The sequence below is a fragment of the Clostridium sp. TJA032 genome (assembly GCF_058310275.1).
In genome coordinates this window covers 49,491-72,827 of sequence record NZ_JBZEFB010000004.1, presented here as the reverse complement: position 1 = coordinate 72,827, position 23,337 = coordinate 49,491, and the positions used below count along the sequence as shown (strand labels likewise).

The 23,337-nt window shown below is 27.4% G+C and carries 22 protein-coding genes and 1 riboswitch; of the genes, 17 read left to right on the top strand and 5 right to left on the bottom strand.

The window, feature by feature from the left end; translation table 11 throughout:
* Positions 1-85 precede the first annotated feature (85 nt).
* From AC4FRL_RS09775 to AC4FRL_RS09725, 11 genes are all read left to right on the top strand, one after another.
* On the top strand, positions 86-1,588 hold the full coding sequence (locus AC4FRL_RS09775; protein WP_491140011.1) for a DUF445 family protein: 1,503 nt from the start codon (positions 86-88) through the stop codon (positions 1,586-1,588).
* A gap of 18 nt (positions 1,589-1,606) precedes the next feature.
* Positions 1,607-2,377, top strand: coding sequence for a TatD family hydrolase (locus AC4FRL_RS09770; RefSeq protein WP_491140010.1), 771 nt, complete (start codon positions 1,607-1,609; stop codon positions 2,375-2,377).
* Between the two features lie 242 nt (positions 2,378-2,619).
* A complete protein-coding gene (locus tag AC4FRL_RS09765) occupies positions 2,620-3,642 on the top strand; it encodes a resuscitation-promoting factor (RefSeq protein ID WP_491140009.1) in 1,023 nt (340 codons plus the stop codon).
* A gap of 129 nt (positions 3,643-3,771) precedes the next feature.
* Entirely contained in the window at positions 3,772-4,329 is a 558-nt protein-coding gene (rnmV, locus tag AC4FRL_RS09760) for a ribonuclease M5 (protein ID WP_491140008.1), read from the top strand.
* Between the two features lie 3 nt (positions 4,330-4,332).
* Positions 4,333-5,190: a 16S rRNA (adenine(1518)-N(6)/adenine(1519)-N(6))-dimethyltransferase RsmA gene (rsmA, locus tag AC4FRL_RS09755; RefSeq protein WP_491140007.1), complete on the top strand. Its 858-nt coding sequence runs from the start codon at positions 4,333-4,335 to the stop codon at positions 5,188-5,190.
* A 103-nt stretch (positions 5,191-5,293) separates the two neighbouring features.
* Positions 5,294-6,607 carry a DUF7922 domain-containing protein gene (locus AC4FRL_RS09750; RefSeq protein WP_491140006.1) on the top strand — a complete coding sequence of 438 codons (1,314 nt, stop codon included), beginning with the start codon at positions 5,294-5,296 and terminating at the stop codon, positions 6,605-6,607.
* A gap of 147 nt (positions 6,608-6,754) precedes the next feature.
* Positions 6,755-7,315: a hypothetical protein gene (locus AC4FRL_RS09745; protein ID WP_491140005.1), complete on the top strand. Its 561-nt coding sequence runs from the start codon at positions 6,755-6,757 to the stop codon at positions 7,313-7,315.
* Positions 7,316-7,422: 107 nt separating this feature from the next.
* On the top strand, positions 7,423-8,193 hold the full coding sequence (locus AC4FRL_RS09740) for a prolipoprotein diacylglyceryl transferase (RefSeq protein ID WP_491140004.1): 771 nt from the start codon (positions 7,423-7,425) through the stop codon (positions 8,191-8,193).
* Complete coding sequence (locus tag AC4FRL_RS09735; RefSeq protein ID WP_491140003.1) at positions 8,183-9,022, top strand: YhfM domain-containing protein; 840 nt, start codon at positions 8,183-8,185, stop codon at positions 9,020-9,022. Before AC4FRL_RS09740 ends, AC4FRL_RS09735 begins: the two co-directional genes overlap by 11 nt.
* 21 nt (positions 9,023-9,043) lie before the next feature.
* On the top strand, positions 9,044-9,898 hold the full coding sequence (locus AC4FRL_RS09730; RefSeq protein ID WP_491140002.1) for an Mrp/NBP35 family ATP-binding protein: 855 nt from the start codon (positions 9,044-9,046) through the stop codon (positions 9,896-9,898).
* Between the two features lie 116 nt (positions 9,899-10,014).
* On the top strand, positions 10,015-10,203 hold the full coding sequence (locus tag AC4FRL_RS09725; RefSeq protein WP_491140001.1) for a ferredoxin: 189 nt from the start codon (positions 10,015-10,017) through the stop codon (positions 10,201-10,203).
* 44 nt (positions 10,204-10,247) lie between these two features.
* Here the strand turns inward: AC4FRL_RS09725 and AC4FRL_RS09720 are convergent, their stop codons facing one another.
* The 3 genes from AC4FRL_RS09720 to AC4FRL_RS09710 form a co-directional block, all read right to left on the bottom strand.
* On the bottom strand, positions 10,248-10,688 hold the full coding sequence (locus tag AC4FRL_RS09720) for a PadR family transcriptional regulator (protein ID WP_491140000.1): 441 nt from the start codon (positions 10,686-10,688) through the stop codon (positions 10,248-10,250).
* 2 nt (positions 10,689-10,690) lie between these two features.
* Positions 10,691-11,536 carry a DegV family protein gene (locus tag AC4FRL_RS09715; RefSeq protein ID WP_491139999.1) on the bottom strand — a complete coding sequence of 282 codons (846 nt, stop codon included), beginning with the start codon at positions 11,534-11,536 and terminating at the stop codon, positions 10,691-10,693.
* Between the two features lie 214 nt (positions 11,537-11,750).
* Positions 11,751-12,818 carry a DUF3048 domain-containing protein gene (locus AC4FRL_RS09710; RefSeq protein WP_491139998.1) on the bottom strand — a complete coding sequence of 356 codons (1,068 nt, stop codon included), beginning with the start codon at positions 12,816-12,818 and terminating at the stop codon, positions 11,751-11,753.
* A 259-nt stretch (positions 12,819-13,077) separates the two neighbouring features.
* Here AC4FRL_RS09710 and AC4FRL_RS09705 point away from each other — a divergent pair, with 259 nt between their 5' ends.
* The 3 genes from AC4FRL_RS09705 to AC4FRL_RS09695 all read left to right on the top strand — a co-directional run bounded on the left by AC4FRL_RS09705 (position 13,078) and on the right by AC4FRL_RS09695 (position 18,228).
* Positions 13,078-15,195 (top strand): anaerobic ribonucleoside triphosphate reductase, encoded by a 2,118-nt coding sequence (locus AC4FRL_RS09705; RefSeq protein WP_491139997.1) that lies wholly within the window; start codon positions 13,078-13,080, stop codon positions 15,193-15,195.
* A gap of 113 nt (positions 15,196-15,308) precedes the next feature.
* Positions 15,309-15,408: riboswitch (purine riboswitch) on the top strand.
* Between the two features lie 55 nt (positions 15,409-15,463).
* Positions 15,464-16,459, top strand: coding sequence for an adenosine deaminase (gene add / locus AC4FRL_RS09700; protein ID WP_491139996.1), 996 nt, complete (start codon positions 15,464-15,466; stop codon positions 16,457-16,459).
* Positions 16,460-16,839: 380 nt separating this feature from the next.
* Complete coding sequence (locus AC4FRL_RS09695) at positions 16,840-18,228, top strand: MATE family efflux transporter (protein ID WP_491139995.1); 1,389 nt, start codon at positions 16,840-16,842, stop codon at positions 18,226-18,228.
* A gap of 52 nt (positions 18,229-18,280) precedes the next feature.
* Here the strand turns inward: AC4FRL_RS09695 and AC4FRL_RS09690 are convergent, their stop codons facing one another.
* Positions 18,281-18,889, bottom strand: a complete 609-nt coding sequence (locus AC4FRL_RS09690) for an HD domain-containing protein (RefSeq protein WP_491139994.1) — start codon at positions 18,887-18,889, stop codon at positions 18,281-18,283.
* 105 nt (positions 18,890-18,994) lie between these two features.
* Between AC4FRL_RS09690 and nrdG the strand changes: the two genes are divergently transcribed.
* The 3 genes from nrdG to AC4FRL_RS09675 all read left to right on the top strand — a co-directional run bounded on the left by nrdG (position 18,995) and on the right by AC4FRL_RS09675 (position 21,790).
* Positions 18,995-19,504, top strand: coding sequence for an anaerobic ribonucleoside-triphosphate reductase activating protein (nrdG, locus tag AC4FRL_RS09685; RefSeq protein ID WP_491139993.1), 510 nt, complete (start codon positions 18,995-18,997; stop codon positions 19,502-19,504).
* Between the two features lie 115 nt (positions 19,505-19,619).
* On the top strand, positions 19,620-20,171 hold the full coding sequence (locus tag AC4FRL_RS09680; protein ID WP_491139992.1) for a YcxB family protein: 552 nt from the start codon (positions 19,620-19,622) through the stop codon (positions 20,169-20,171).
* Positions 20,172-20,302: 131 nt separating this feature from the next.
* Positions 20,303-21,790: a leucyl aminopeptidase gene (locus AC4FRL_RS09675; protein WP_491139991.1), complete on the top strand. Its 1,488-nt coding sequence runs from the start codon at positions 20,303-20,305 to the stop codon at positions 21,788-21,790.
* 87 nt (positions 21,791-21,877) lie between these two features.
* Here the strand turns inward: AC4FRL_RS09675 and asnS are convergent, their stop codons facing one another.
* Positions 21,878-23,275 carry an asparagine--tRNA ligase gene (gene asnS, locus AC4FRL_RS09670; protein WP_491139990.1) on the bottom strand — a complete coding sequence of 466 codons (1,398 nt, stop codon included), beginning with the start codon at positions 23,273-23,275 and terminating at the stop codon, positions 21,878-21,880.
* Between the last annotated feature and the right edge of the window lie 62 nt (positions 23,276-23,337).

Genomic DNA, 23,337 nt, shown 5'->3' with positions numbered 1-23,337 from the left:
TTTAAAATAAGTAGTATTATATTAATATAAACATATATATTTTACACTATTTAAGTGAATTTAAGATTGATAGGAGTGAAATTAAATGAAAATTTATATTATAGGAGCTTTGATAGGTGCTGTAATAGGATACATAACAAACTGGCTTGCAATAAAAATGTTATTTAGACCAAGAGAAGCAAAATATATTTTTGGTAAAAAACTACCCTTTACGCCAGGATTAATACCTAAAGAAAAAAGTAGAATAGCAAATAAAGTAGGAGAGACAGTAGGAACTCATTTATTAAATTCAGATAGTTTGAATAAGGCTTTAAAGGATGAGAAGATAAAAGGAAAATTTAATAAAATAGCTAAGGAAAAAATAAAAGAAGTTTTAGATAGTGATAAGTCTTTAGATATTTACTTAAAGGATACTTTAGGTGAAAAAAATTACATAGCTTTAAAAAGTAGTATGGTTGAAAGAATAACTAATACAATTGTAAATTGCATAAAAGAAGATGAATTTAAAGAAAAAATAAGTTTTTATGCTCTAAACTACATAAAAAACATATTAAGTAAGAAACCAGAAGCTATAATTAAATTTATAAATAGTAATAAATTTAGAAATTTAATAGAAAAATCTATTTCTGAGGAAAAAATAAAAGATATTATAAGTAAGGGTATTTTAAAAGAACTTAATAAAATGCAGAAGGAAGATATTACTATAGAAGAAGTTATTCCTGAAAATATTAAGTTATATGTTGAAGAATATATAAAATCTCAAAAAGATACTCTTTGTGATATTATAAAAAATATTTTAAACGATGAAGAAATTTCAAGTAAGATAAAAGGTGCTATAAATGAGAATATTCCATCTATAGTATCTATGTTTTTAAGTGGGGATTTAATTTATGGAAAGTTAGTTTCAATACTTGATAAGGCTTTAAATGAAGAGGAAAATAAAGAATACATATGTGATGCTATTATTGCCTTTTTAAATGAAAGTATGAAGAAAAATGTAGGAGAAGTTTTAGAAAATTTAGGAGAAGAAAAATTACAATCTATTTCAGAGATTTTAGGGGATAAATTATCAAAGAAAATAAATAGAGAAGAAAATATAGACTTAATTATAAGAGAACTAAATAATAAAATTTCCTCATTTAATAGTTATGAAGAAATGGTTAAGCTACTGTCAAATAATTATGAAAATATAATAATTGATAATATAGAGTCAATTATTTATCAGATTGTTAATAAAGAAGAAATTCCATTAGAAATAAGTAAAGTCATAGAAAAGGTATTTGATAAATTTTTACAAAATTCCCCAAGAGACCTATGTTATAATAAACAAAACATAGAAAATAATATTGTTAGCATTTTAGATAAACTATATGATGACTTTGTTGAGAACAAATCAGCAAAAGTGCTTGAAATTGTAGATATTGCTTCTATAGTTGAAAATCAAATAAATGCTTTTGAAGTAGATTATGCAGAAGAAATAATAATTGGAATAGCTAATAAGGAACTTAGAGCAATAACATGGCTTGGTGCTTTATTAGGGGGAGTTTTAGGAATATTATCTCCTCTACTATCTACAATATATATGTAAAATTCAAAGGAGAAAACTATGAAATATAAAATATTTGATACACATGCTCATTATGATTCAGATAGCTTTGATGAAGATAGAGAAAGTTTAATAGAAGAACTTAAGGAAAAAGGAGTAATTGGAATTTTAAATTGTGGTTCTGACCTTTATGGATTAAGAAAATCTGTAGAACTTTCAAGAAATTTTGATATATTTTATGCAGCAGTTGGAATACATCCAGAAAATGCTGATGAATTTAATGATTCTGTTAAAGAGGAAATAAAAGAATATGTTAAAGAAGAAAAGGTTAAAGCTATAGGTGAAATAGGATTAGACTATTACTGGGAAGAAAATCCAGAGAGAGAGGTTCAAAAAAGAGTATTTAGAGAACAGATGAAACTAGCAGAGGAACTTGATTTACCTGTTGTTATACATGACAGAGATGCTCATAAAGATACTTTAGAAATTATGAAAGAGTTTCCTAAAGTTAGAGGAGTTGTTCATTGTTTTTCAGGTTCTGTAGAGTTTGCAAAGGAATGCATAAAACTAGGATATTATATAGGTTTTACTGGTGTTTTAACATTTAAAAATGCTAAAAAATTAGTTGAAGTTTGTAAAGAGATACCAGTAGATAGAATGTTAGTTGAAACAGATTGTCCTTTCATGGCACCAGTTCCTTTTAGAGGGAAAAGAAATGAATCAGATTATATTGAATATATAATAGATAAGATGAGTGAACTAAGAGGAATTTCTGGAGAGGAAATGAATGAAATTCTATTAAATAATAAAAAATGCTTATTTAAAATTTAATATAGATAATTAAACTAAAGAAAAATAACTGTAATAACATTTAAAGTACACTAATATAATATAGTGTACTTTTTTAAGTAAGAAACAACCTTTATTTTAAGAAATCCCTGTATAATCAGAGGTTATTTATTCATTATAATTTACAACTAAAAGTATAAATTGTAGGAGTCATTAAATTTGACAGACTTAAAAAGCTGATATATAATGTCAAAATGACTCTTGCCTAAAAGGGGGAAGATTATATGAAAAAGATAATTAAGGCATTAAAAGAGAAGGTTGCCTCGAAAAATGGTAAAATTGCATTAGGTGTATTTAGTTTAGTTTTAGCAAGTTTTATAGTAGTTTTAGTTACATCACATAAAAACATAACCATAAATTTAGAGGGGAAAACTTTAGAGGTAAAAACTTTTAAAGGGAGTGTAGGCGAACTTCTAAAAGAGGAAGGAATCGCTTTATCTGAAAAAGATAAAATAGAACCTAAGTTAGAGAGTGAAATTTCTGATAATGATATAATAAATATTAAGAGGGCACTTCCTGTTGAAATTATGGTTGATGGAAAAAACATAGCTATAGATTCAGCTGAAGATTCAGTAAAATCTATGTTAGAAAAAGAAGGAATAAAGTTAAATGATTTAGATAAAGTAGAACCTTCTTTAGACTCAGAAATATCAAAGGATTTAAAGGTTGAAATTACAAGAGTTGAGGAAAAAACTATTGTTGAAAAAGAGGCAATAAATTTTGAAACAGTAGTAAAAGAAGATGAGAATTTAGAAAGTGGAGTTAAAAAGACTACACAAGAAGGTTCTTTAGGAGAAAAAGAAATAACTATGAAATTAGTTATGGAAAATGGAAAAGAAGTATCTAGAGAGGTTGTTGAATCTAAGGTTGTAAAAGAACCTGTAGATGAAGTAGTTCTTAAAGGAACTATGGAAAAACTAGTCCTTTCAAGAGGAGAAGATAATATAAATTATAAAAAAGCCATGGTAGTTGAAGCAACTGCTTATTCAGGAGATGGCGTAACTGCAACAGGAACTGTTCCAAGGAGAGATCCTAATGGATTAAGTACTATAGCTGTTGACCCAAGAGTTATACCTTTAGGAACAAAGGTTTATATAGAAGGGTATGGTTATGCAGTAGCTGAAGATACTGGTGGTGCTATAAAGAACAATATAATAGATTTATTTTTAAATTCATCCTCTGAATGTAAAGCATGGGGAAGAAGAAATGTAAATCTTTATATAGTAGCATATCCTGGTGAATGGTAATTTTAATAGAGGGATAGAGAGTAATTCTTTTATCCCTCTATTTCTTTTTTATTAAAGGGTTTATTGACAGTTAAATGAGATATAGGTAAATTAGATATAGTACATATAATAAGAAAGGGAGTTTTGACCTTGATTAAAGAAGTTATAGTAGTTGAAGGTAGAGATGATATAACAGCTGTTAAAAAAGCTATAGATGCTGAAATAATAGCTGTAGGTGGATTCGGAATAAATGCAAAAGTTATAGAGAGAATAAAAGAAGCTCAAAAAAGAAAAGGTGTTATTGTATTTACAGACCCAGATTTTGCTGGAGAAAAAATAAGATCAATAATATCAAAGAGAGTTAAAGGCGTTAAACATGCTTACATAGGAAGAATTGAGGGAACGAGAGCTAAAGATGGAAATATAGGCGTAGAAAATGCATCACCAGAGGCTATAATTAGAGCTTTAGAAAATGCAAAAATAACTTTAGAAGAAAAAAGAGAAGAGTTTACAATACAAGATTTAATATATTTTGGTCTGTCAGCAGATCCAAAGGCTAAAATTAGAAGAGAGTTGCTTGGTAAAGAATTAAGAATCGGTTATGGAAATGCAAACCAAGTACTTTCAAGATTAAATAACTATGGTATAACAAAGGAAGAGTTTGTTAAAGCTATAGAAAAGATAGAAAAGAATATGGTAGGAGAGTAGTTAATGGATATAAATGAAATAAAAGATATAAAGACAAAGGAACTTGTTCAGAAGTATAATTTTAGATTTTCAAAAAGCTTAGGACAAAACTTTTTAATTGATGATTCTGTTCCAAGAGATATAGTAAATGGAGCAGAGGTGTGTGAAGAAGATTTAGTAATTGAAATAGGACCTGGAGTTGGTACTCTTACTGCTCAATTGCTTAAAAGAGCAAAGAGAGTTGTAGCTATTGAATTAGATAGTTCACTTATTCCAATATTAACAGAGGAACTTGGAGACAATCCAAAGTTTCAATTAATACATAATGATGCTTTAAAGGTTGATTTCAATGAAATTATAGGTGATGAAAAAAGTGTTAAACTAGTTGCAAACTTACCTTATTATGTAACAACTCCTATAATAGTTAATCTATTAAAAGGAGGATATAACTTTAAATCCTTAACTATAATGATACAAAAAGAAGTTGCTGAGAGAATGAATGCTGAACCAAATTGTAAAGATTATGGAGCTTTATCTATTTTAGTTCAATATTACTGTAATACTAAAATAGTTAGAAAGGTTCCACCTTCATGTTTCATACCAAGACCAAAGGTAGATTCTATAGTTATAAGATTAGAAAGATTAGAAGAACCTAGTGTTAAAGTAAAGAATGAAAAATTATTTTTTGAAATTGTTAGACACGCTTTTAATATGAGAAGAAAAACACTATGGAATGCAACTAAAAATGTAAAACTTCCTAAGGAATTAATGGAAAAAGCTTATGAAGAAGCTAATATAGACCCTAAAAGAAGAGGAGAAACTTTAAGCTTAGCAGAGTTCGGTGCTCTTTCTGATTCTATAGATAAATATATGAATAATTAGAAGATTTTTAGAGAATAAGAATTTTAAAATTTTTATTCTCTTTTTTTTTATTTCTTCATATACTGTAGAGAATAAAATTTTTAAAATTGGAGGGACCAGAGAATTGGCACATATTAAATATAGAACTTTTATAATATTACAAGAAGATGAAAAGGGGCACTCTATATCAAAAGACAAGCCTTTAACTGGATATGCCAAAATAGAAAATAAAAATGATAAATGTAAGGTTTCTTTTTATGCTCAAAATTTAAAAAAAGAATATAAAGATTGCTATGTAATGCTTATTTGTAATAAAAAAGATTTTAAGAAGGTTATAAATCTTGGTCCAATGAACATAAATAAACTAGGAAAGGCTGAAAAATATTTAGAATATGACTCTGTTAACATAGGCGATTTAAAGGTGTCCTGTGAAGAAATAGTTGGAACAGCTATAGGTAAAAATATAGATGGAAAAATGACATTCTTTATGTGTGGATTTTTAAGTAATCAAAGACCAAAGGATAATTGGAAGAATTATGAGGTTATTTCTTTAGAAGGAAAAGAAAAATTTAGTAAAGAAAAAGATAATTCTTTAAAGAGTAGTGAGGATAAAAATAAGGATAATTATAAAGAATATTTAAAAGAAAAGGAAAAAGAATATATAAAAAAAGAAGAGGAGAGTAAGAAGAAAAAGGAAGATAAGAAGGATAAGGAAAATGAAGTAGAAGAAGTTGAAATTAAAAAGGAAAATAATAAGGAAGTGGAATTAAAAGATAATAACAAAGAAAAAGATGAAAAAGGATTTAAGGAGTACTATAAGGAAAAGTGTAATTTTGATAGTGCTTTAGATTATAAGTCTAAAATTGAGGAATGTGATAAATTCTTAAGTAAAGAAGATTTAAACAAAGAAGAGTATCCTTATGAAAATGAGCGTTATGAAATGGGTAAAAAATTCTCAGATTATGAAAATCAAATAGAGGATATGAAGAGAGATAAATATGAAGAGGAAGAGTATGAAGTTAACTTTGATTGTCCTATAGGTGAGATATTAAGGGGAGCTTTACATGATTGTGAAAAGATTTCTGACTTTTCAAAGGATATAAAAAGATGCAATTGGTATAAGATTAATATAGATAATTTTGATGATATGTGTAATATGTCAAATTATAACAAGTACACAATGATTTATTATCCTATGATAAATTATTATCCTTATATAGCAAAGGAAGGACATTTCTTCTTTGGTGTTAAATGTGATAAGGATAATAATATAAAATATATGCTATATGCTATACCTGGTAATAAAGAGAGAGAGGAACAACCATATGGTGGAAGAACTGGCTTTGTTACTTGGGATAACTATGAGGCAAATAATAAAGGATACTGGATAATGTTTTATGATTTTGAAAATTCAACAGTAGTTATACCTATGAAATAATAAATAAAAAAACTGTTTGTAAAGATTAATTTTCTTTATAAACAGTTTTTTTATATTTTAATTTTATTCTTATGTTTAGTAATTTTTACTTTGTTTTTGAATATATTTAATTAGAGACTTTCTTAAATAGAGAAAAGAGGTGATTTTTTGAATAAAAAACAGTTAAGTATAACATTGATGCTTATTTTGTTAATGGTTATATTGGTTACTGGAGAAAAGATGTTTAATGGAAATATTAAAAAGGTTGTTTTTACAAATAATAATATAGAAGAATTAGTTACTTATAACGCTTTAGATGGTGTTTTAAGTTATAAGCTTCCAGATAGTTGGGATGTTGAAGAAAAGAAATATCCAGGGAATTATATAATTTATGATAATAGTTTTATAAGTGATTCTATGGGACTTTTAGGATATGTTCAAATAATAAATTCAGATAAATCCTTAGAGGATTTAATTGAAAAAGAAAAATCAAATATAAATTTTAATCTTATTACAGATTATAAAATTTCAGAAGAAGACAATGGAGTAAAAAAGGTTATATTTAAGGAAAAAAATGATGAAGGAGCTACTTATCTTAACACTATTTATTACAAAAAAATAAAAGAAGGTAAAGTAATTAAGGTACTTTTTAGTTCTATGGAAGGAAAAGAAAAAGAAGATTATTCAGTTATATATAAATCTATAATAGATAGTATAGAACATGATTAAGAGAAAATTTGATTTGCTTTAACATAAGTATTATAATTAAATTTAAAAGAGAAGCATAAAAAATATGCTTCTCTTTTAAATTTAAAAAATAAATATTGGAGGAGTTTATGAGAATTGTTTTAGGGGAAATCTTTGGTTTTAAGATTTATAGCTATGGATTTATGATAGGATTAGGCATAATCTTTGCTACAATATTATTCTTAAAAAAAGGGGCTCAAAGAGGTTACAATGAAGATAAGCTTTTTAATTCTACTATTATAACAGTTATAGCAGGAGTATTAGGAGGAAAGATACTTTATTTAATAACTGATTTTAAAACTGTTATGCAAGATCCAAGTTTGATTTTTAGAGATTTTGGTAATGGATTTGTGATTTATGGGGCTATTATAGGTGGAGCTTTAGGTGTTGTTTTCTGTTGTTTAAGAAACAAATGGAGTGTATTAGAGTTAGCAGATTTAGCAGTTCCTGGCTTAGCTATAGCTCAAGGATTTGGTAGAATTGGTTGTTTACTTGCAGGGTGTTGTTATGGAGCTGAAACAAGTAGTAAAATGGGAATTGTATTTCCAGAGGGTTCTTTAGCACCAGCAGGAATACCTTTATATCCAACACAAGTTTTTTCATCAATTTTTGATTTTGCTTTAGGGTTGTTTTTACTATGGTATGGAAGTAAACACAAAGAAAAGGGAAAGACTACAAGTCTTTATATGATAATATATAGTATAGGTAGATTTTTTGTAGAATTTTTAAGAAATGACCCTAGAGGAAGTGTAGGTATTTTATCTACATCTCAATTTATATCAATATTTATATTAATAGGTGGAATATTACTATATAATATAAGTAAATTCAAAGGGAGAAAAGTAACAAGTGAAAAATAGGAAAGTTATTCTAGTAGTACTTTGTTTAATAATAGGAATAGGTATTGTTGGATACTTAGCTAAAAATATAGGTGCAAAATTTATTGGAAATAATAACAATAATTTTGAATATATAAAGGACAATAAAGTTGATAAGATAGTTATTCAAAGTACAAGAGATTCAGGTTTTAGATTTTTAGTAAAAGAAAAATCGGTAATAGATAACATATACAATATGCTATCTAAAGCTGAAGTGGTTAGTAAGAAAACTGACTTACCTCCAGATTATATTTTTGAAATTCATGTTGGTGATGAAGTAAAGAAATTTTACTACGTAACAGGAGTTAAGAGTAATGGAGAGGGAAATTTTTATGATGATGAGAATTTTTATAGAATTTCTAAAAGGTTAGATAACTATTTAATGCAAAATATGCAAGCTATAAGAAAACCTAGAGCTTTTGATGAGATATATTATGATTCAATCCTTGAAGTAATAAAGAAAGAAAAGGATGAACTTAATAAAGATAATGCTAAAGTCGGAATAGATATACTTGTTGATAGAGATTGTACAAAGTACATGTTATCATCAGATATTGAAAATTTTGAAAAACAAGTGAAAAAAATAGTTCCAAATTCTTCAATAATGAACCACAATAGAGATGACTTTGATATAATAGTTACTGTAAGAAATTATGGTTACACATCTACTCAATTTAGAACTATAGTAACCATTGAAAACAGAATAACTCATTCAGAGAAAAAGTTCTATGTAGACGGAGTTTATAAAAACTCTTGGGATATAAATGTTTATGACAGTTGGAAAGATGTTGAAAAGGAATGGGATAGATAAACAGAATGGAGGATTTTTCTTATGGGAAGTTGTGCAAGTTGTGCAAATAAAGACAAATGTAGTTCAGCTAGTAAAAATGGAGGATGTAGTTCTTCAGTACCAGCAAAATTAGGAACTAACTATGGAAATATTAAAAATGTTATAGGTGTTATAAGTGGTAAAGGTGGAGTTGGTAAATCAACTGTTACTGGGATATTAGCAACTCAATTAGCTAAAAAAGGATATAAAGTTGGAGTTTTAGATGCTGATATAACAGGACCATCAATGCCAAGATTCTTTGGAATAAATGAAAAAAGAGCAGATATAGTTGCTATGGATAAAGAGGGAACACAAGTTAAATTTATCCCTGTTAAAACTAAATTAGGTATTAAGGTAATATCTATGAACTTACTTATGGAAGTTGAAGATGACCCAGTTATATGGAGAGGTCCAATGGTTACTGGAGTTTTAAATCAAATGTTTAAAGATACTGAGTGGGAAGAATTAGATTATTTATTAATCGATATGCCACCAGGAACTAGTGATATTACTTTAACAGTAATGCAAACATTCCCTATAAAGGAATTAATAATAGTTTCAACACCACAAGATATGGTATCTATGATAGTTAAGAAATTAGTTACTATGGCACATAAAATGAATGTAGATGTAAGAGGTGTAGTTGAAAACATGGCTTACATTGAATGTGAATGTGGTAAAAAGATGAAAGTATTTAGTAAAAAATCTTCAGAGGAGCATGCTGAGTATTTAGGATTACCTCTAATAGGAGAGTTACCAATAAACTTAGATTTAACAGAAGCCTTAGAAAATGGTACTGCAGAAGAATATGTAGCTGAAAATCCATTATATTCTTTAATTTTTGAAGGTTTATATTAATAAGATAAAAGAAGCAAAAGAAATAACTTTTGCTTCTTTTTTATTTTATATTGTAATATAAATTAAATTTTAGGGAATAATAATATTGTTAATACAAATTTTAAGGAGGAAAAATAATGAAAGCTAATGTAGATAAAGATACATGCATTGGATGTGGATTATGTCCAACAATTGCACCAGAAGTTTTTGATATGGATGATGACGGAAAGGCTCATGCAATTGTTGATGAAGTTCCTGAAAATAGTAAAGAAGCTGCTAAAGAAGCAGAAGAAAGTTGTCCTGTTGCAGCTATATCTGTTGAATAATATTAAAAAAAGATTCTAAAGGAAAATATCCTTTAGAATCTTTTTTAATTATAGAGTTGAGAATATATTATTTCAAAAACCTCAAGAGCTTCTTTAATCTTAGGTTTTAATAAATATTTTTTTTCTTCAAACTCTTTAAAGCCTTCCTCTGTCAAAGAATAAACTTTTTGTGTTTTTTTTACAGGGTCATCCCATGAACCTCTTATAAAACCTTGCTTTTCTAATTTCTTTAGTAAAGGATAAATTCCTCCTGTACTTGGAAACCAAAGACCGTGAGTTTGTTCACCAATTTTTTGAGCTAAATCATTTCCGTTAGTAGGATTAATGCTTAAAATATATAAAGCATATATAGGAAGTAAACCTTTGGTGAAAACTTGTCCTACAGCATCTTTTTCCTTTTGAACTTTTTTTAAATTAGCAATTTGTTTTTTATATTCATTATAAAGACGTTTTTCTTCAGCTTTAATAAACTCATCATCATACATAGTTAAATTTCCTTTTGAATTGAAACTCCAACCATTCCAGGACCAGCATGAACTCCCATAGCTGCTCCTATATCTCTTAATTGCGCATTTAATAAGTTAGGATGTGAACTAATAGAATCAAGTATTTGTTTAGCTTCTTCCTGTGCCATACCATTTAGTATAGCTACGCTACATTTACTTTTATCAAGATGTTCTAAAATTATACTTGTAAGTTTTTTTAGAGATTGCTTTCTACCTCTTGCCTTAGCCACAGTAGCATAAGCCCCATCTTCATCTACTGATATTATAGGTTTTAAATTAAGCAAATCTCCAACAGTACCAGCCACTTTACCAATTCTTCCACCTCTTCTTAAATATTCTAAGGTGCTAAGAGTGTAGTATCCTGTAGTAGATTCTCTTATTTCCTTAAGATTTTCAACAATGTCATAGAAGGTTGCACCTTCATTAAGAAGTTCACAAGCTTTTATAACTATTGAACCTAAAGGATAACCGATTATTTTACTATCATATAAGTAGGATTCAAAAGCACTACGTTCTTCAATAACAAGTCTAGCTGCATTAAAGGTACCAGATAGTGAACTTGAAATAAAAATACCTATTATATGAGTATAACCTTCTTTTTCTAGCTCATCTAAAAGTGAATTTACATAGTCAGGACTACAAAGAGAAGTTGTTGGAACTTCTTTGTGTAAATTTTCATAAACATCATTTGGTTTTATGTCAAAAATATCGTTATATTCTCTGTCTTTATATATTATTTTTAATGGTAATATATTTAATTTGTAATTTGTAATTTCATCTATAGTTAAGTCGCAAGAGCTGTCAGTTATTATAGCGATTTTTTGCATTTATATTATGCCCCCAATCTATTTATACTTAATTCTTAATAAGTAAATGTTTATATATATAACTAGAAATTAGTTATCTTTATTTGCATTATATATCAATACTGATATCATTATCAATATTGATAATAGTACAAAGAAAGAACAATCTGTTAACAATATATAAAAATTAAGAGTTTTTAAAGAAAACGGTTTACTTATAAACTTAATATTAGGTTTACTTAAAAATTATATTAGAATTTTTATCTACAATATTCCAAATAGTATTTCCTCTAGATAAATAAATTATTTCTCCATTTTGGTTTTTTAATATGGTTTTACTTTCAGGAGATTTTTTCTCCCAAGTTATATTTTCAACTCTTCCATTAGAAATAACATATCCCTTTCCACTTCCATTTAAGTTTACATTTATATGTATATTATCTTTTTGAAGAGACATATCTGTTATTTGTATTACAATATTTTTAAATTTTAGTGGGGAATTGTTATTTTTATCTATTGATAATTCTTCATCCATATATTTTTCGTAAAAGCCATCTACATATTTATAAGAGGTTTTATAGTAATCACTTAAATTTAATATAATTTCAGAAGCGTATTTAGAAGAAGTTAAAAGTGCATTATCTTTGAATTTTAATAAGTTATCTTTGGAATAATTAAGGTTTTTATTTAGAATAAATTTTCTTATGTTATCAGAGGAAGTGTATAGGTTATGGGGAGCTTTTCTAGTTTTATCTCTCCAAAAAGCAGAGCCATTTTTGATTTCGTTTATGCTATTTAAGGATTCGTTTTTTGATATTTCATCTAATGCTTCAAAACTACCTCCACAATGAGCAAAAGGAAGATTATATTCTTTAGCAATTTCTAAAAAATAAGGTCTAACACTTCTTACAGGACCTATGACTTTAGGAGAATTTTCAAAAAATATTGCTAAAAATCTAGGTATTCCTGCTTCTGCCATTGTTTCATATATAATATCTGCTTCAGATAAACCACTTTGAGGTCTTGATTCTTTAGAATTTTCAACTATACACATAAAGGGTATTTCATTTAATTGTGATTCTTTTAAGATATTTCCTGTGTAGGGGTTAAATGTTTTTAGAGATACTTCGTTTTCGTAATTAATATCTTCAATAGAATTTTTATTTGTTAAGAGTTTTGGGTTTAGATTTTTCAAAGCCTCTGTATTTTTATAGACTTTTGTAGGCATAATTAAATTTCCAAAAACTATACCAAAAATTATACTAAGTATTATTTCTGATACAATAATTAAGGTCTTTTTCATGTATAATCCTCCATTTCATTATTTTTCATAAATTTATTATGTTACATAATATGGAATATTATTCATCTTATGGGCATGAAAATAATAACATTTTGTTAATGTCAACTAAAGAAAAAATGAATATATGCTAAGAAAAAGAAGGAAAGAGGGAGATAACAAGTATTATTTTTGTTATAAGTATCTTTTGAAATTAGCATAAGTATTAATAGTAGAGTATAATTGTTCAAGTACAAGATATAGTGGAGTGGAGGAATTGAAAATGCTACATGTTGTGAAAAGGGACGGTAGAGAATCAAGATTTAATGCGGATAAAATAGCAAATGCAATAAAGAGAGCAGCTAATGAGGTTGGTATTGCAGTAAGGGAAAGCCAAGTTTTAGATACTATACAAAAGGTAATTAATTATATTGAGATGTCAGGAAAGACAAAGGTAACTGTTGAGGAAATTCAAGTTTTAGTAGAAAAGGCTTTAGTGGATAATGGTTTTAACCAAGTAGCAACAGCATATAAGGCATATAGAACTGAAAGAACCAAGGTTAGAGAGATAAAATCAGATTTAATGAAAGCTATAAGTAAAATCGGAGTAGAAACAGATAGAGATAATGCAAATGTAGGAAATAACTTCTCATCAAAACTTTTAAGAATAGCTTCTGAGTCTAACAAATGGTATAACTTAGCTACTATGCCTAAGGAATTAGCAAAGGCTCATGAAAATGGAGATGTGTATTATCATGATTTAGATAGTTATAATTTAACTACTAATTGCTTACACATACCAACAGGAGAGCTTTTACAAAGTGGATTTAATACAGGATACGGAACTATTAATGCACCAAGAAGAATAGAAACAGCAGCTGAATTATCATGTATTTTATTACAATCAACTCAAAATGATATGTTTGGAGGACAATCACATCCAGACTTTGATAATGATATGAGTGTTTTTGTAGAACCTACAAGACAAGAAATAAAAGAAGAATATATAGCTTTAGGTTTAGAAGGCTCTAAGTTAGATGAACTAGTAGAGAAAAAGTTAAGAGAGAGAATACATCAAGCAATGCAAGGAGTTGTGTATAATTTAAATACTATGCACTCAAGAGCAGGTTCACAGGTTCCTTTTAGTTCATTAAACTTAGGTATTCCTTATAATAAAGATGCTGCCTTAGTTTGTGAAATATTTTTACTTGAATATGAAAAAGGATTAGGTAAAGGAGAACAACCAATTTTCCCTAATATAATATTTAGAGTAAAAGAAGGTGTAAATAGAGAAGTAGAGGATCCATATTTTTATTTATATAAATTAGCTTGTAGAGTAGCAGCTAAAAGAATGAATCCAACTTTCATGAATATCGATGCGGACTTTAATAAAGAATTTTATGATAAAGGCTATATGCCAGCTACTATGGGATGTAGAACTTATCTTATGAAAAATGTTAATGGAGAGCCAGGTTGTAAGGGTAGAGGTAATATTGCTCCTACTACTATAAATCTTCCTAGACTTGGAATATTAGCAAAGAGAGATATTGATAAATTTTTTGAATTATTAGATGATAGATTAAGAATAGTTAAAGAATCTTTAATGCATAGATATGGTGTTCTTAAAAATTTAAAGGTTAAAGACTTACCTTTTGTTGCAGGGCAAGGGCTTATGAGAGGTTCTGAAAACTTAGGACCAGATGATTCAATAGAACCAATTTTAAAACAAGGTACTTGGGGAATTGGATTTATAGGTCTTGCAGAAACTTTAATAGCATTAACAGGAAAGCATCATGGTGAAGATGAATTTTCAAGAGAGCTAGGAATAAAAATAGTTGAAAGAATAAGAGAATACTGTGACATTTTAACTGATGAAACTAAACTAAATTGGAGTTGTTATGCAACACCAGCTGAAGGGTTATCAGGTAAATTTATAAAACAAGATAAGAAAGCTTTTGGAATAATTAGCGGTGTAACAGATAAAGATTACTATACAAATAGTTATCATGTTCCTGTATATTGTCCTATATCAATAAAAAATAAAATTGATATAGAAGCACCTTATCATAAATTATGTAATGGTGGACATATAAGTTATATAGAAGTTGATGATTGTCCAAATGAAGAAACTATAATGAAAATAATAAACTATGCTTATAAAGAAACTAATATAAGTTATATGGGAATTAATTTTCATATAAGATATTGTAAAAATTGTGGAACATACCTTCACAATAATGAATGTAAGTGTAATAATTGTGGAAGCCAAGATATACAAGGAATATCAAGAGTTACAGGATATTTAAGTCTTGATGAAAGATTTGGCCCTGGAAAATATGAGGAAAGAGAAGAAAGACGTTCTCATTTAGAAGGGAATAAAAAGGCTTATCATTGTGTTTAGCTTATAAATTCTACTTAAGTTTTATATAGAATATGCAATATATTATAAATATATTGCATATTTTTTATTTTATTAAAATAATTATATTGACTATAATTTTTTATATGGTAAAATATAAAAAAATAATTTTGCTTCGTATAACTCTAAGAATAGGGCTTAGAGGTTTCTACCAAGAACCGAGAATTCTTGATTACGAAGAGAGCTTTTGCTTTCTTCGTAATCAAGAATTTTTTTTATAAATAAAGTTGAAATAAGGGAGGATATATTAATGGACTTAATTAATTTACCAAAAATTGAACTACATTGTCATTTAGATGGTTCAATAAGAGTAGATACAGCCATTGCATTAGCGAAAGAAGAAGGAATTGAATTAGAAAGTTATGATTATGAGAGTTTTAAGGGATATTTATCTGTTAATGAAGAATGCTCTTCTTTAGCTGAATATCTTAAAAAATTTGATATTCCCATAAAGATATTGCAAAAATCTAAAAACTTAGAAAGAGTTGCCTTTGAACTTATGGAGGATGCTAGTAAAGAAAATATAAAATATATAGAAATAAGATTTGCACCTTTACTTCACATTAGGCAAGGATTAAGTCAAAAAGAAGTAATAGAGAGTATTTTAAGAGGCATTAAAAAAGCAGAAGAAATTTATGACATAAAGGGAAATTTAATTTTATCTTGTTTAAGACATCATTCTATTGATAGTGTTTATGAGGTTATTAATGCAGGAAAAGATTTTTTAGATAAAGGTGTGGTTGCTATAGATTTAGCAGGTTGTGAGATTGAAGATTTTGTTAAGCCTTATGAGAAGGCTATAAATTTTGCTAGAAGTTTAGGATATAGAGTTACTATACATGCAGGAGAAACTGGTTTTGGGAAAAATGTAAGAGATGCTATTGAGATTTTAAAGGCAGAAAGAATAGGACATGGTTTATTTATTTTTAATGATGCAGAGGCTTATAAATTAGTAAAAGAAAAAGGAATAGTATTAGAGATGTGTCCAAAGAGCAATATTGACACAAAAGGAGTTGAAAGTTATTCACAACATCCTTTTTATAATTATCATAAAGATGATATAAAGCTTAATTTAAGCACAGATAATAGAACAGTATCAGACATTACTCTTTTAGAAGAATATAATAATTTACATAAAACTTTTAAAATGAACTTAGAAGATTATAAAAAAATTTATTTAAATAGTATTGAGGCTTCTTTTTGTAATGAGGATATAAAAAGAAAGTTAAGAACATATATAAATTAAAAAAACAATCCACAGGAAATAAAAAATTATTTGCCTGTGGATTATTTTTTTTATTCAACAACTGTGGATATTTTTCAAGAAAAATTTATGTGGATAAATTTCCTTGAATGTATTATTGAGTGTAATTGGTGTACTCTCACTAAAAAATTAGTGGGATGTACATTATACAATAGAATGTATCTAAAATTCCAGTATATTTTTGATAATTTTATAATTTTTCTGTAGAAAAATTTAAAAAAGCATGAATAAGAGCTTAATACTATTGACTAATAAGTAAATTTATTAGAAAATTAATACGGTTTAAAAGCAGATGGGCGGCTAAATACTACCCATTTGCTTTTATTTTTTTATTTATAAAGAAGTGGGGGATTTAGATTTATATGAAAGCATTTAAAAACAAAGATTTTTTAATGACTATGACTAAATTAGCTATTCCTATAACTATTCAAAGTTTTATAACTTCATCTTTAAATTTAGTAGATAATTTAATGGTTGGAAAGTTGGGAGAAGAATCTATAGCTTCAGTAGGACTTGCTAATCAATATGTATTTATTTTTACTTTATGTATAATGGGAATAAATGCAGGTGCTAGTGTTTTTATGTCTCAATTTTGGGGTAAAAAAGATGTGAAAAATATCAAAAAAGTTTTAGGGTTAGATATATCAATAGGATTTATAGTATCAAGTATTTTTGCTTTAGGTGCAGGAATTTTTTCTTATGAGATAATGAAAATTTTATCTAATGATATAAATGTTATAGAATTGGGCTCTAATTATTTAAAAGTTGTTGCTATAAGTTGTATATTTACAAATTTTACTCAAGCATATTCATCAGCTTTAAGAAGTACAGAACAGCCAAAGGTTCCAATGTATGCAAGTATAGTAGGAGTTTTAATAAATGCATTTTTAAATTGGGTATTTATTTTTGGAAATTTAGGTTTTGAAGCTAAGGGCGTAGGAGGAGCTGCTTTTGCAACAACTATTGCAAGACTTATAGAAATGATATTTATAATTTCATTTGTATACTTAAAAAATAATAAAGTTGCATCTAATTTAAAAGAGCTTACATCCTTTGATTTTAATTTTGTAAAAATATATTTTAAGACTTCATGGTCAGTAATTGCTAATGAAATAATATGGTCTTTAGGAATGACTGCATATTCTATAGCTTATGCAAGAATAGGGACAAATGCTGTGGCAAGTATGCAAATTGCTACAACTTTAAATAATATGTTTATGGTTTTCTTGATAGGCTTAGCAACTGCATCTTCTATTATGATAGGAAACAAAATAGGTTCTAACGAGGAGAAAACTGCAAAATTATATGCAAAGGATATTGCAGTTATTTCCGTATTAATAGGATTTATATTAGGAGTTATTATATATATAACAGCACCTTTAGTTTTAACTCCTTTTAATGTTAGTAGTGAAACTTATTTAGATACTGTTAAAGTTTTAAGAGTAATAGCAATATTCTTTACTATAAGAGCCTTTAATATGGTTATGATAGTTGGAGTATTTAGAGGTGGTGGAGATACTACATATTCTATGTTAGTTCAATGTGGTACCATTTGGTTATATGCTGTTCCTATAGCATTTTTAGGCGCTACTGTTTTCTCATTACCTGTTTATGGAGTTTACTTCTTAATTTGTACAGAAGAATTTTTAAAAATTATATTTGAATTAGCAAGATTAAAATCAGGAAAATGGATAAAAAATGTTATTGGTGATATAGAAAATGAAGAGAAAAATTCCTTGATAACTGTGTAAATACAAAAATCTATATTAATAGAATATGTTCTATTAATATAGATTTTTTATTTTAAATAACTATTTTATCAGAGGTTAAGTTTGTCTTTTTTGACATTATACTAAGAAATTTATTACTATTTAAAAGGAATTTATCATAATTTTCTTTTTTAAAATCTTCGCTTCCTAAGCTTATGCAAAAAGATAATAAAGCTACATCAAAAATGTTAGTAGTATCAATTAAATCTATTATGCTATAGGAAATTCTATTAACTATAAATAAAGGTGCATTTTGGTGCTTTACTAAAGATATTATTTCATTAGTTAAATAACTATCATTTATGTATTCTCTAAGTATTCTTCTTGTAATTTCTCCACCTATTTTAGGGTGTATTGAGTTTAATGTTTTTGATTTACCAATATTGTGAAAAAATGCAGCTAACATAAAAGCTTTAGGGTTACTAGATAAAGCTTTGAATTTTGTAGCAATATCCACTACATTTAATGTATGGGACCAAGGGTTAAGTTTTTCGATTTGATTTTCCTCATTAATTTGGTTGAAAATATTAAAGGAAGAATTTTTAAAAGATTCTTCATTTTTAATTTGTTCTAAAAATTTTGATGGATTTTTATCCTCTAATAAATGTTTTTCTATTTCTAAAAATAAGTTTTTATTAGTCATTTTGTACCCCCTAATTATTACTTATTTTAAGGATTAACAATAGTTAACATTTTTAAACAAATAAATTAAAAAAAATAATCATATACATAAATAGGAGGTATTTTTATGAGTAATACTATTAGATTATCAGGTATAGCTTATGAAAGTTTAGTAAATGGACCAGGTATAAGAAGAGTTTTTTTCTCACAAGGATGTAAACATAATTGTAAGGGATGTTTTAATCCAGATACTCATGACTTTAATGGTGGGGAAGAAAAGGATATGGATTATTTAATAGAAGATTTATCTAAAAATCCATTTATAGAAGGAGTAACTTTTAGTGGAGGAGACCCTTTAGAACAAGCTAGTAAATTTATTTATATTGCTAAGGCAGCAAGAAAATTAGGATTAAATATTTGGAGTTATACAGGATATAGATTTGAATATTTATTAGAAAACGCTAATGATATTAACAAGTGGAGAGAGTACTTAGAAAATATTGATGTTTTAGTTGATGGAAAGTTTGACATAAATAAAAAAGAGGAAGGGCTTAAATTTAGAGGTTCTTCAAATCAAAGAATAATAGATGTTAAAGAAAGTCTAAAGGAAGGAAAAGTTATAGAATTGGACTTTTAATAAATTTAATTGTAATATGTTCATAATAGTTTATCTAAAAAAGCTGTGGTAAAATTATTTATATAAATTTTGGAAATAGTTGATATTAAATGCTTAAGGGGAGTAGAAAGCGAATATGTTAGAATTTATTTTAAATAAAAATGAATTTGTAAGTTGTAGAAAAGATTTTATAATTAGAGAATTTTTCTTTTGGATTTTCTTTGAAATCATAGGTGCAATATTTGTATTATTAATGTCTATGGTTTTTATTAAGGCAAGCGATAATTTAAATAACAGCTTTTATATTATAACTTTAATGATTTGGCTAGTTTTTTCAATTATATGCAATGTTAAAAATAAAAAAATAATGGAACATAATATACAAGAGAAAGTTGAATTCTTAGAAAAAAGGGACATGTTTGGAAATTGTAAAATTGAAGTTTTAAGTGATGGGATAAGAATTCAATATAATGAAGGAAAGGTAGAGAGAATATATCCTTGGAAGATAATAAGGGAGGTATTTTCTTTTAAAGGAAACATATACTTTTTTATATCCTCAATTGATTATATTTCAATTCCAAAAGAGGCTTTTTATAGTAAGAGAGAACGTATTTCTTTTTTAAACAAAATAAATAGTGATAGAAATAAAGTTAGAGAACGTATATTATCTATCATAGGATTAGCATAAGCTTAACTTTTTAGTTAAGCTTTTTTTATTATTTTAGTAATTTAAGTCACATATTTTAGTTTTAATTAGGTATATATTAAATGTAGATTATAAATTATAAGTATTAATAATTTTAAGAGAGGTGGATAATAATGTATAAATATTTAGTTAAAAAATTAAAGTGTAAGTGTATAGATGTAGAAGCATTAGTAATACCTTATTTTGAAGGAAAAACTAATATAACTAATGAAGAAGTAAGTAAAAGAGTAGAGCTTTTAAATAAAAAAGGACAATTTAAAGGTGCTTATGGAGAGATATTTAATATAACTACAACTGCTGATGGTGAATTACAAGATGTTATTTTATTAGGTCTTGGAAAAGAAGAGGAAATAAGCAAAGAAAAAATTAGAAGAGCTTTTGGAAAAGCTTCAAAGGAAATAAAAAGATTAAAAAGCAAAAGTGTTTTTATAAGAGTTGAATTTCCAGAAAGCATAGGATTAGAAAATACATTAAAGGCTATGGTTGAAGGATTAAATTTAGGTGCATATTCCTTTGATAAATATAAGAGTGATAAAAAAGAAGATTATGAAGTTACAATTCATATAGGAGGACATAACATAAAGAAAGATGAAGTAGAGTTTTGTGAAAAAGTTATTGATGAGGCAATCTTACTTTCAGAAACCACTTCTTTAGCAAGAGATTTAGTAAATGAACCATCTAATAAAATTTATCCAAAAACTTTAGCTAAGGAAGTTAAAACTCTAGGAGAAAAATATGGCTTTGAAGTTGAAGTTTTTAAAATGAAGGAAATAGAAGAACTTAAAATGGAAGCTTTCTTATCTGTAGGAAAAGGTTCAGATAATTTACCTAGACTTATAGTTATGAGATATTTTGGTGATACAGAAAATATGGATAAGAGATTAGCTTTAGTTGGAAAGGGCTTAACTTATGATTCAGGTGGATATTCTTTAAAACCAACAGATGGTATGGTTACAATGAAATCTGATATGGGTGGTGCAGCAGCAGTCATTGGTGCAATAAGTGCTATAGCTAAGAAAAAATTAAAGGCAAATGTTATAGCTATAGTTGCTGCTTGTGAGAACTTAATTTCAGGTCATGCATATAAGCCAGGTGACATTATAGGTTCTATGGCTGGAAAAACTATAGAAGTTTTAAATACAGATGCAGAGGGAAGACTTACTTTAATAGATGCAGTAACTTATGCAATAGAAAAAGAGAATGCTACTGAAGTAATAGATGTGGCTACTTTAACAGGTGCTGCTGTAGTTTCTTTAGGAGAAGATGTAACAGCTGTTATAACTAATAAAGATGAATTTTATAATGAATTAAAAGAAGCTGCTAAGGATACAGGAGAAAAGGTATGGCAAATGCCAAACTTTGAAGATTATAAAGAGCTTATAAAGTCTGACATAGCAGATTTAAAAAATCTTGGTGGAAGATACGCAGGAGCAATAACTGCTGGTTTATTTGTTGGAGAATTTGTTCAAAATAAACCATGGTTACATTTAGATATAGCTGGTCCTGCCTTTACTGAGAAAAATACAGATTATTGTGTAGTTGGTGGTACAGGTGCTGGTGTTAGAACATTATATGAATTAGTTAATAGAAGATGTAAATAATCATTTTAAAACTATATAAATTTAAAGTTCTTTAAATTTAACTTTGTTTAATAAAAAAGAAGTGGAATTAATCCACTTCTTTTTTTATTAAAATTCTGCAGTACCAGTAGTTCTTGGGAATGGTATTACATCTCTTATATTAGCCATTCCAGTTATATACATTATTAATCTTTCAAAACCTAAACCGAATCCTGAGTGAATTGTTCCACCGTATTTTCTAAGTTCTAAATACCACCAGTAATCTTCTTCATTTAGATTTAATTCAGCCATTCTAGCTTTTAATACATCAAGTCTTTCTTCTCTTTGGCTACCACCTATTATTTCTCCTATTCCAGGAACTAGACAATCCATAGCAGCAACTGTTTTTCCGTCTTCATTTAATCTCATATAGAAAGCCTTAATGTCTTTTGGATAATCAGTTACAAATACAGGCTTTTTAAAGATTTGTTCTGTTAAATATCTTTCATGTTCAGTTTGAAGGTCTATACCCCATTCAACTGGATATTCAAATTCTTTACCTGATTCTTGAAGTAATTTAACTGCCTCAGTATAAGTTACCTTTCCAAATTCTGAATTTACAACATGGTTTAATCTTTCTAATAATCCTTTGTCAACGAATTGATTAAAGAAAGCTATTTCTTCAGGACATTCATCCATAACATATTTTATAACGTATTTTAACATGTTTTCAGCAACTTCCATGTCATCTATTAAATCAGCAAAAGCCATTTCAGGTTCTATCATCCAGAATTCAGCAGCATGTTTTACTGTATTTGAATTTTCAGCTCTAAATGTAGGGCCAAATGTGTATATGTTTCTAAATGCTAATGCAAAACATTCAGCATTTAATTGACCTGAAACTGTAAGATTTGTTTCTTTTCCAAAGAAATCTTGTGAAAAATCAATTCCACCATCTTCAGTTATAGGAGGAGCCATCATATCTAAAGTTGTTACTCTAAACATTTCTCCAGCACCTTCACAGTCTGAACCTGTTAATATTGGTGTATGAGTATAAACAAATCCTTGGTCTTGGAAGAATTTATGAATAGCATAAGCTGCAACACTTCTTACTCTAAATGTAGCTGAGAAAGCGTTACTTCTAGGTCTTAGGTGAGCAATTGTTCTTAAGTATTCAAAAGTGTGTCTTTTCTTTTGTAGAGGATAATCAGAATCTGACATACCTTCTACATTTATTTCTTCTGCTTGAATTTCAAAGGGTTGCTTTGAATCTGGAGTTTCAACTAAAGTACCTACAACTGATATTGATGAACTTATAGGTAGTTTTGAAATTTCTTTATAGTTTGCTATTTTAGCACTATCAAAAACTACTTGAACGTTTTTAAAGAAAGAACCATCATTAACTTCTATAAAACCAAAAGCATTTGAAGCTCTTAAAGTTCTTATCCAACCTGAGATTTTTACTTTTTTATCACTGTATTCACTAGTATTTCTGTAAAGACTTTTTACTAAAACTACGTCTTTCATTATTATTTTCCTCTCTTTCCTAATTAAGTTTTATTCCAAATAAAAAAGCCATTCATCCACAT

Bases quoted from the DNA above. Each gene is read 5' to 3' on its own strand.
- AC4FRL_RS09715 (WP_491139999.1), bottom strand. From the start codon at position 11,536: ATGCAAAAAATCGCTATAATAACTGACAGCTCTTGCGACTTAACTATA.
- AC4FRL_RS09725 (WP_491140001.1), top strand. From the start codon at position 10,015: ATGAAAGCTAATGTAGATAAAGATACATGCATTGGATGTGGATTATGT.
- asnS (WP_491139990.1), bottom strand. From the start codon at position 23,275: ATGAAAGACGTAGTTTTAGTAAAAAGTCTTTACAGAAATACTAGTGAA.
- AC4FRL_RS09695 (WP_491139995.1), top strand. From the start codon at position 16,840: ATGAAAGCATTTAAAAACAAAGATTTTTTAATGACTATGACTAAATTA.
- rsmA (WP_491140007.1), top strand. From the start codon at position 4,333: ATGGATATAAATGAAATAAAAGATATAAAGACAAAGGAACTTGTTCAG.
- AC4FRL_RS09690 (WP_491139994.1), bottom strand. From the start codon at position 18,889: ATGACTAATAAAAACTTATTTTTAGAAATAGAAAAACATTTATTAGAG.
- nrdG (WP_491139993.1), top strand. From the start codon at position 18,995: ATGAGTAATACTATTAGATTATCAGGTATAGCTTATGAAAGTTTAGTA.
- AC4FRL_RS09705 (WP_491139997.1), top strand. From the start codon at position 13,078: ATGCTACATGTTGTGAAAAGGGACGGTAGAGAATCAAGATTTAATGCG.
- AC4FRL_RS09775 (WP_491140011.1), top strand. From the start codon at position 86: ATGAAAATTTATATTATAGGAGCTTTGATAGGTGCTGTAATAGGATAC.
- AC4FRL_RS09730 (WP_491140002.1), top strand. From the start codon at position 9,044: ATGGGAAGTTGTGCAAGTTGTGCAAATAAAGACAAATGTAGTTCAGCT.
- AC4FRL_RS09765 (WP_491140009.1), top strand. From the start codon at position 2,620: ATGAAAAAGATAATTAAGGCATTAAAAGAGAAGGTTGCCTCGAAAAAT.
- AC4FRL_RS09680 (WP_491139992.1), top strand. From the start codon at position 19,620: ATGTTAGAATTTATTTTAAATAAAAATGAATTTGTAAGTTGTAGAAAA.
- AC4FRL_RS09740 (WP_491140004.1), top strand. From the start codon at position 7,423: ATGAGAATTGTTTTAGGGGAAATCTTTGGTTTTAAGATTTATAGCTAT.
- add (WP_491139996.1), top strand. From the start codon at position 15,464: ATGGACTTAATTAATTTACCAAAAATTGAACTACATTGTCATTTAGAT.
- AC4FRL_RS09770 (WP_491140010.1), top strand. From the start codon at position 1,607: ATGAAATATAAAATATTTGATACACATGCTCATTATGATTCAGATAGC.
- AC4FRL_RS09675 (WP_491139991.1), top strand. From the start codon at position 20,303: ATGTATAAATATTTAGTTAAAAAATTAAAGTGTAAGTGTATAGATGTA.
- AC4FRL_RS09710 (WP_491139998.1), bottom strand. From the start codon at position 12,818: ATGAAAAAGACCTTAATTATTGTATCAGAAATAATACTTAGTATAATT.
- AC4FRL_RS09720 (WP_491140000.1), bottom strand. From the start codon at position 10,688: ATGTATGATGATGAGTTTATTAAAGCTGAAGAAAAACGTCTTTATAAT.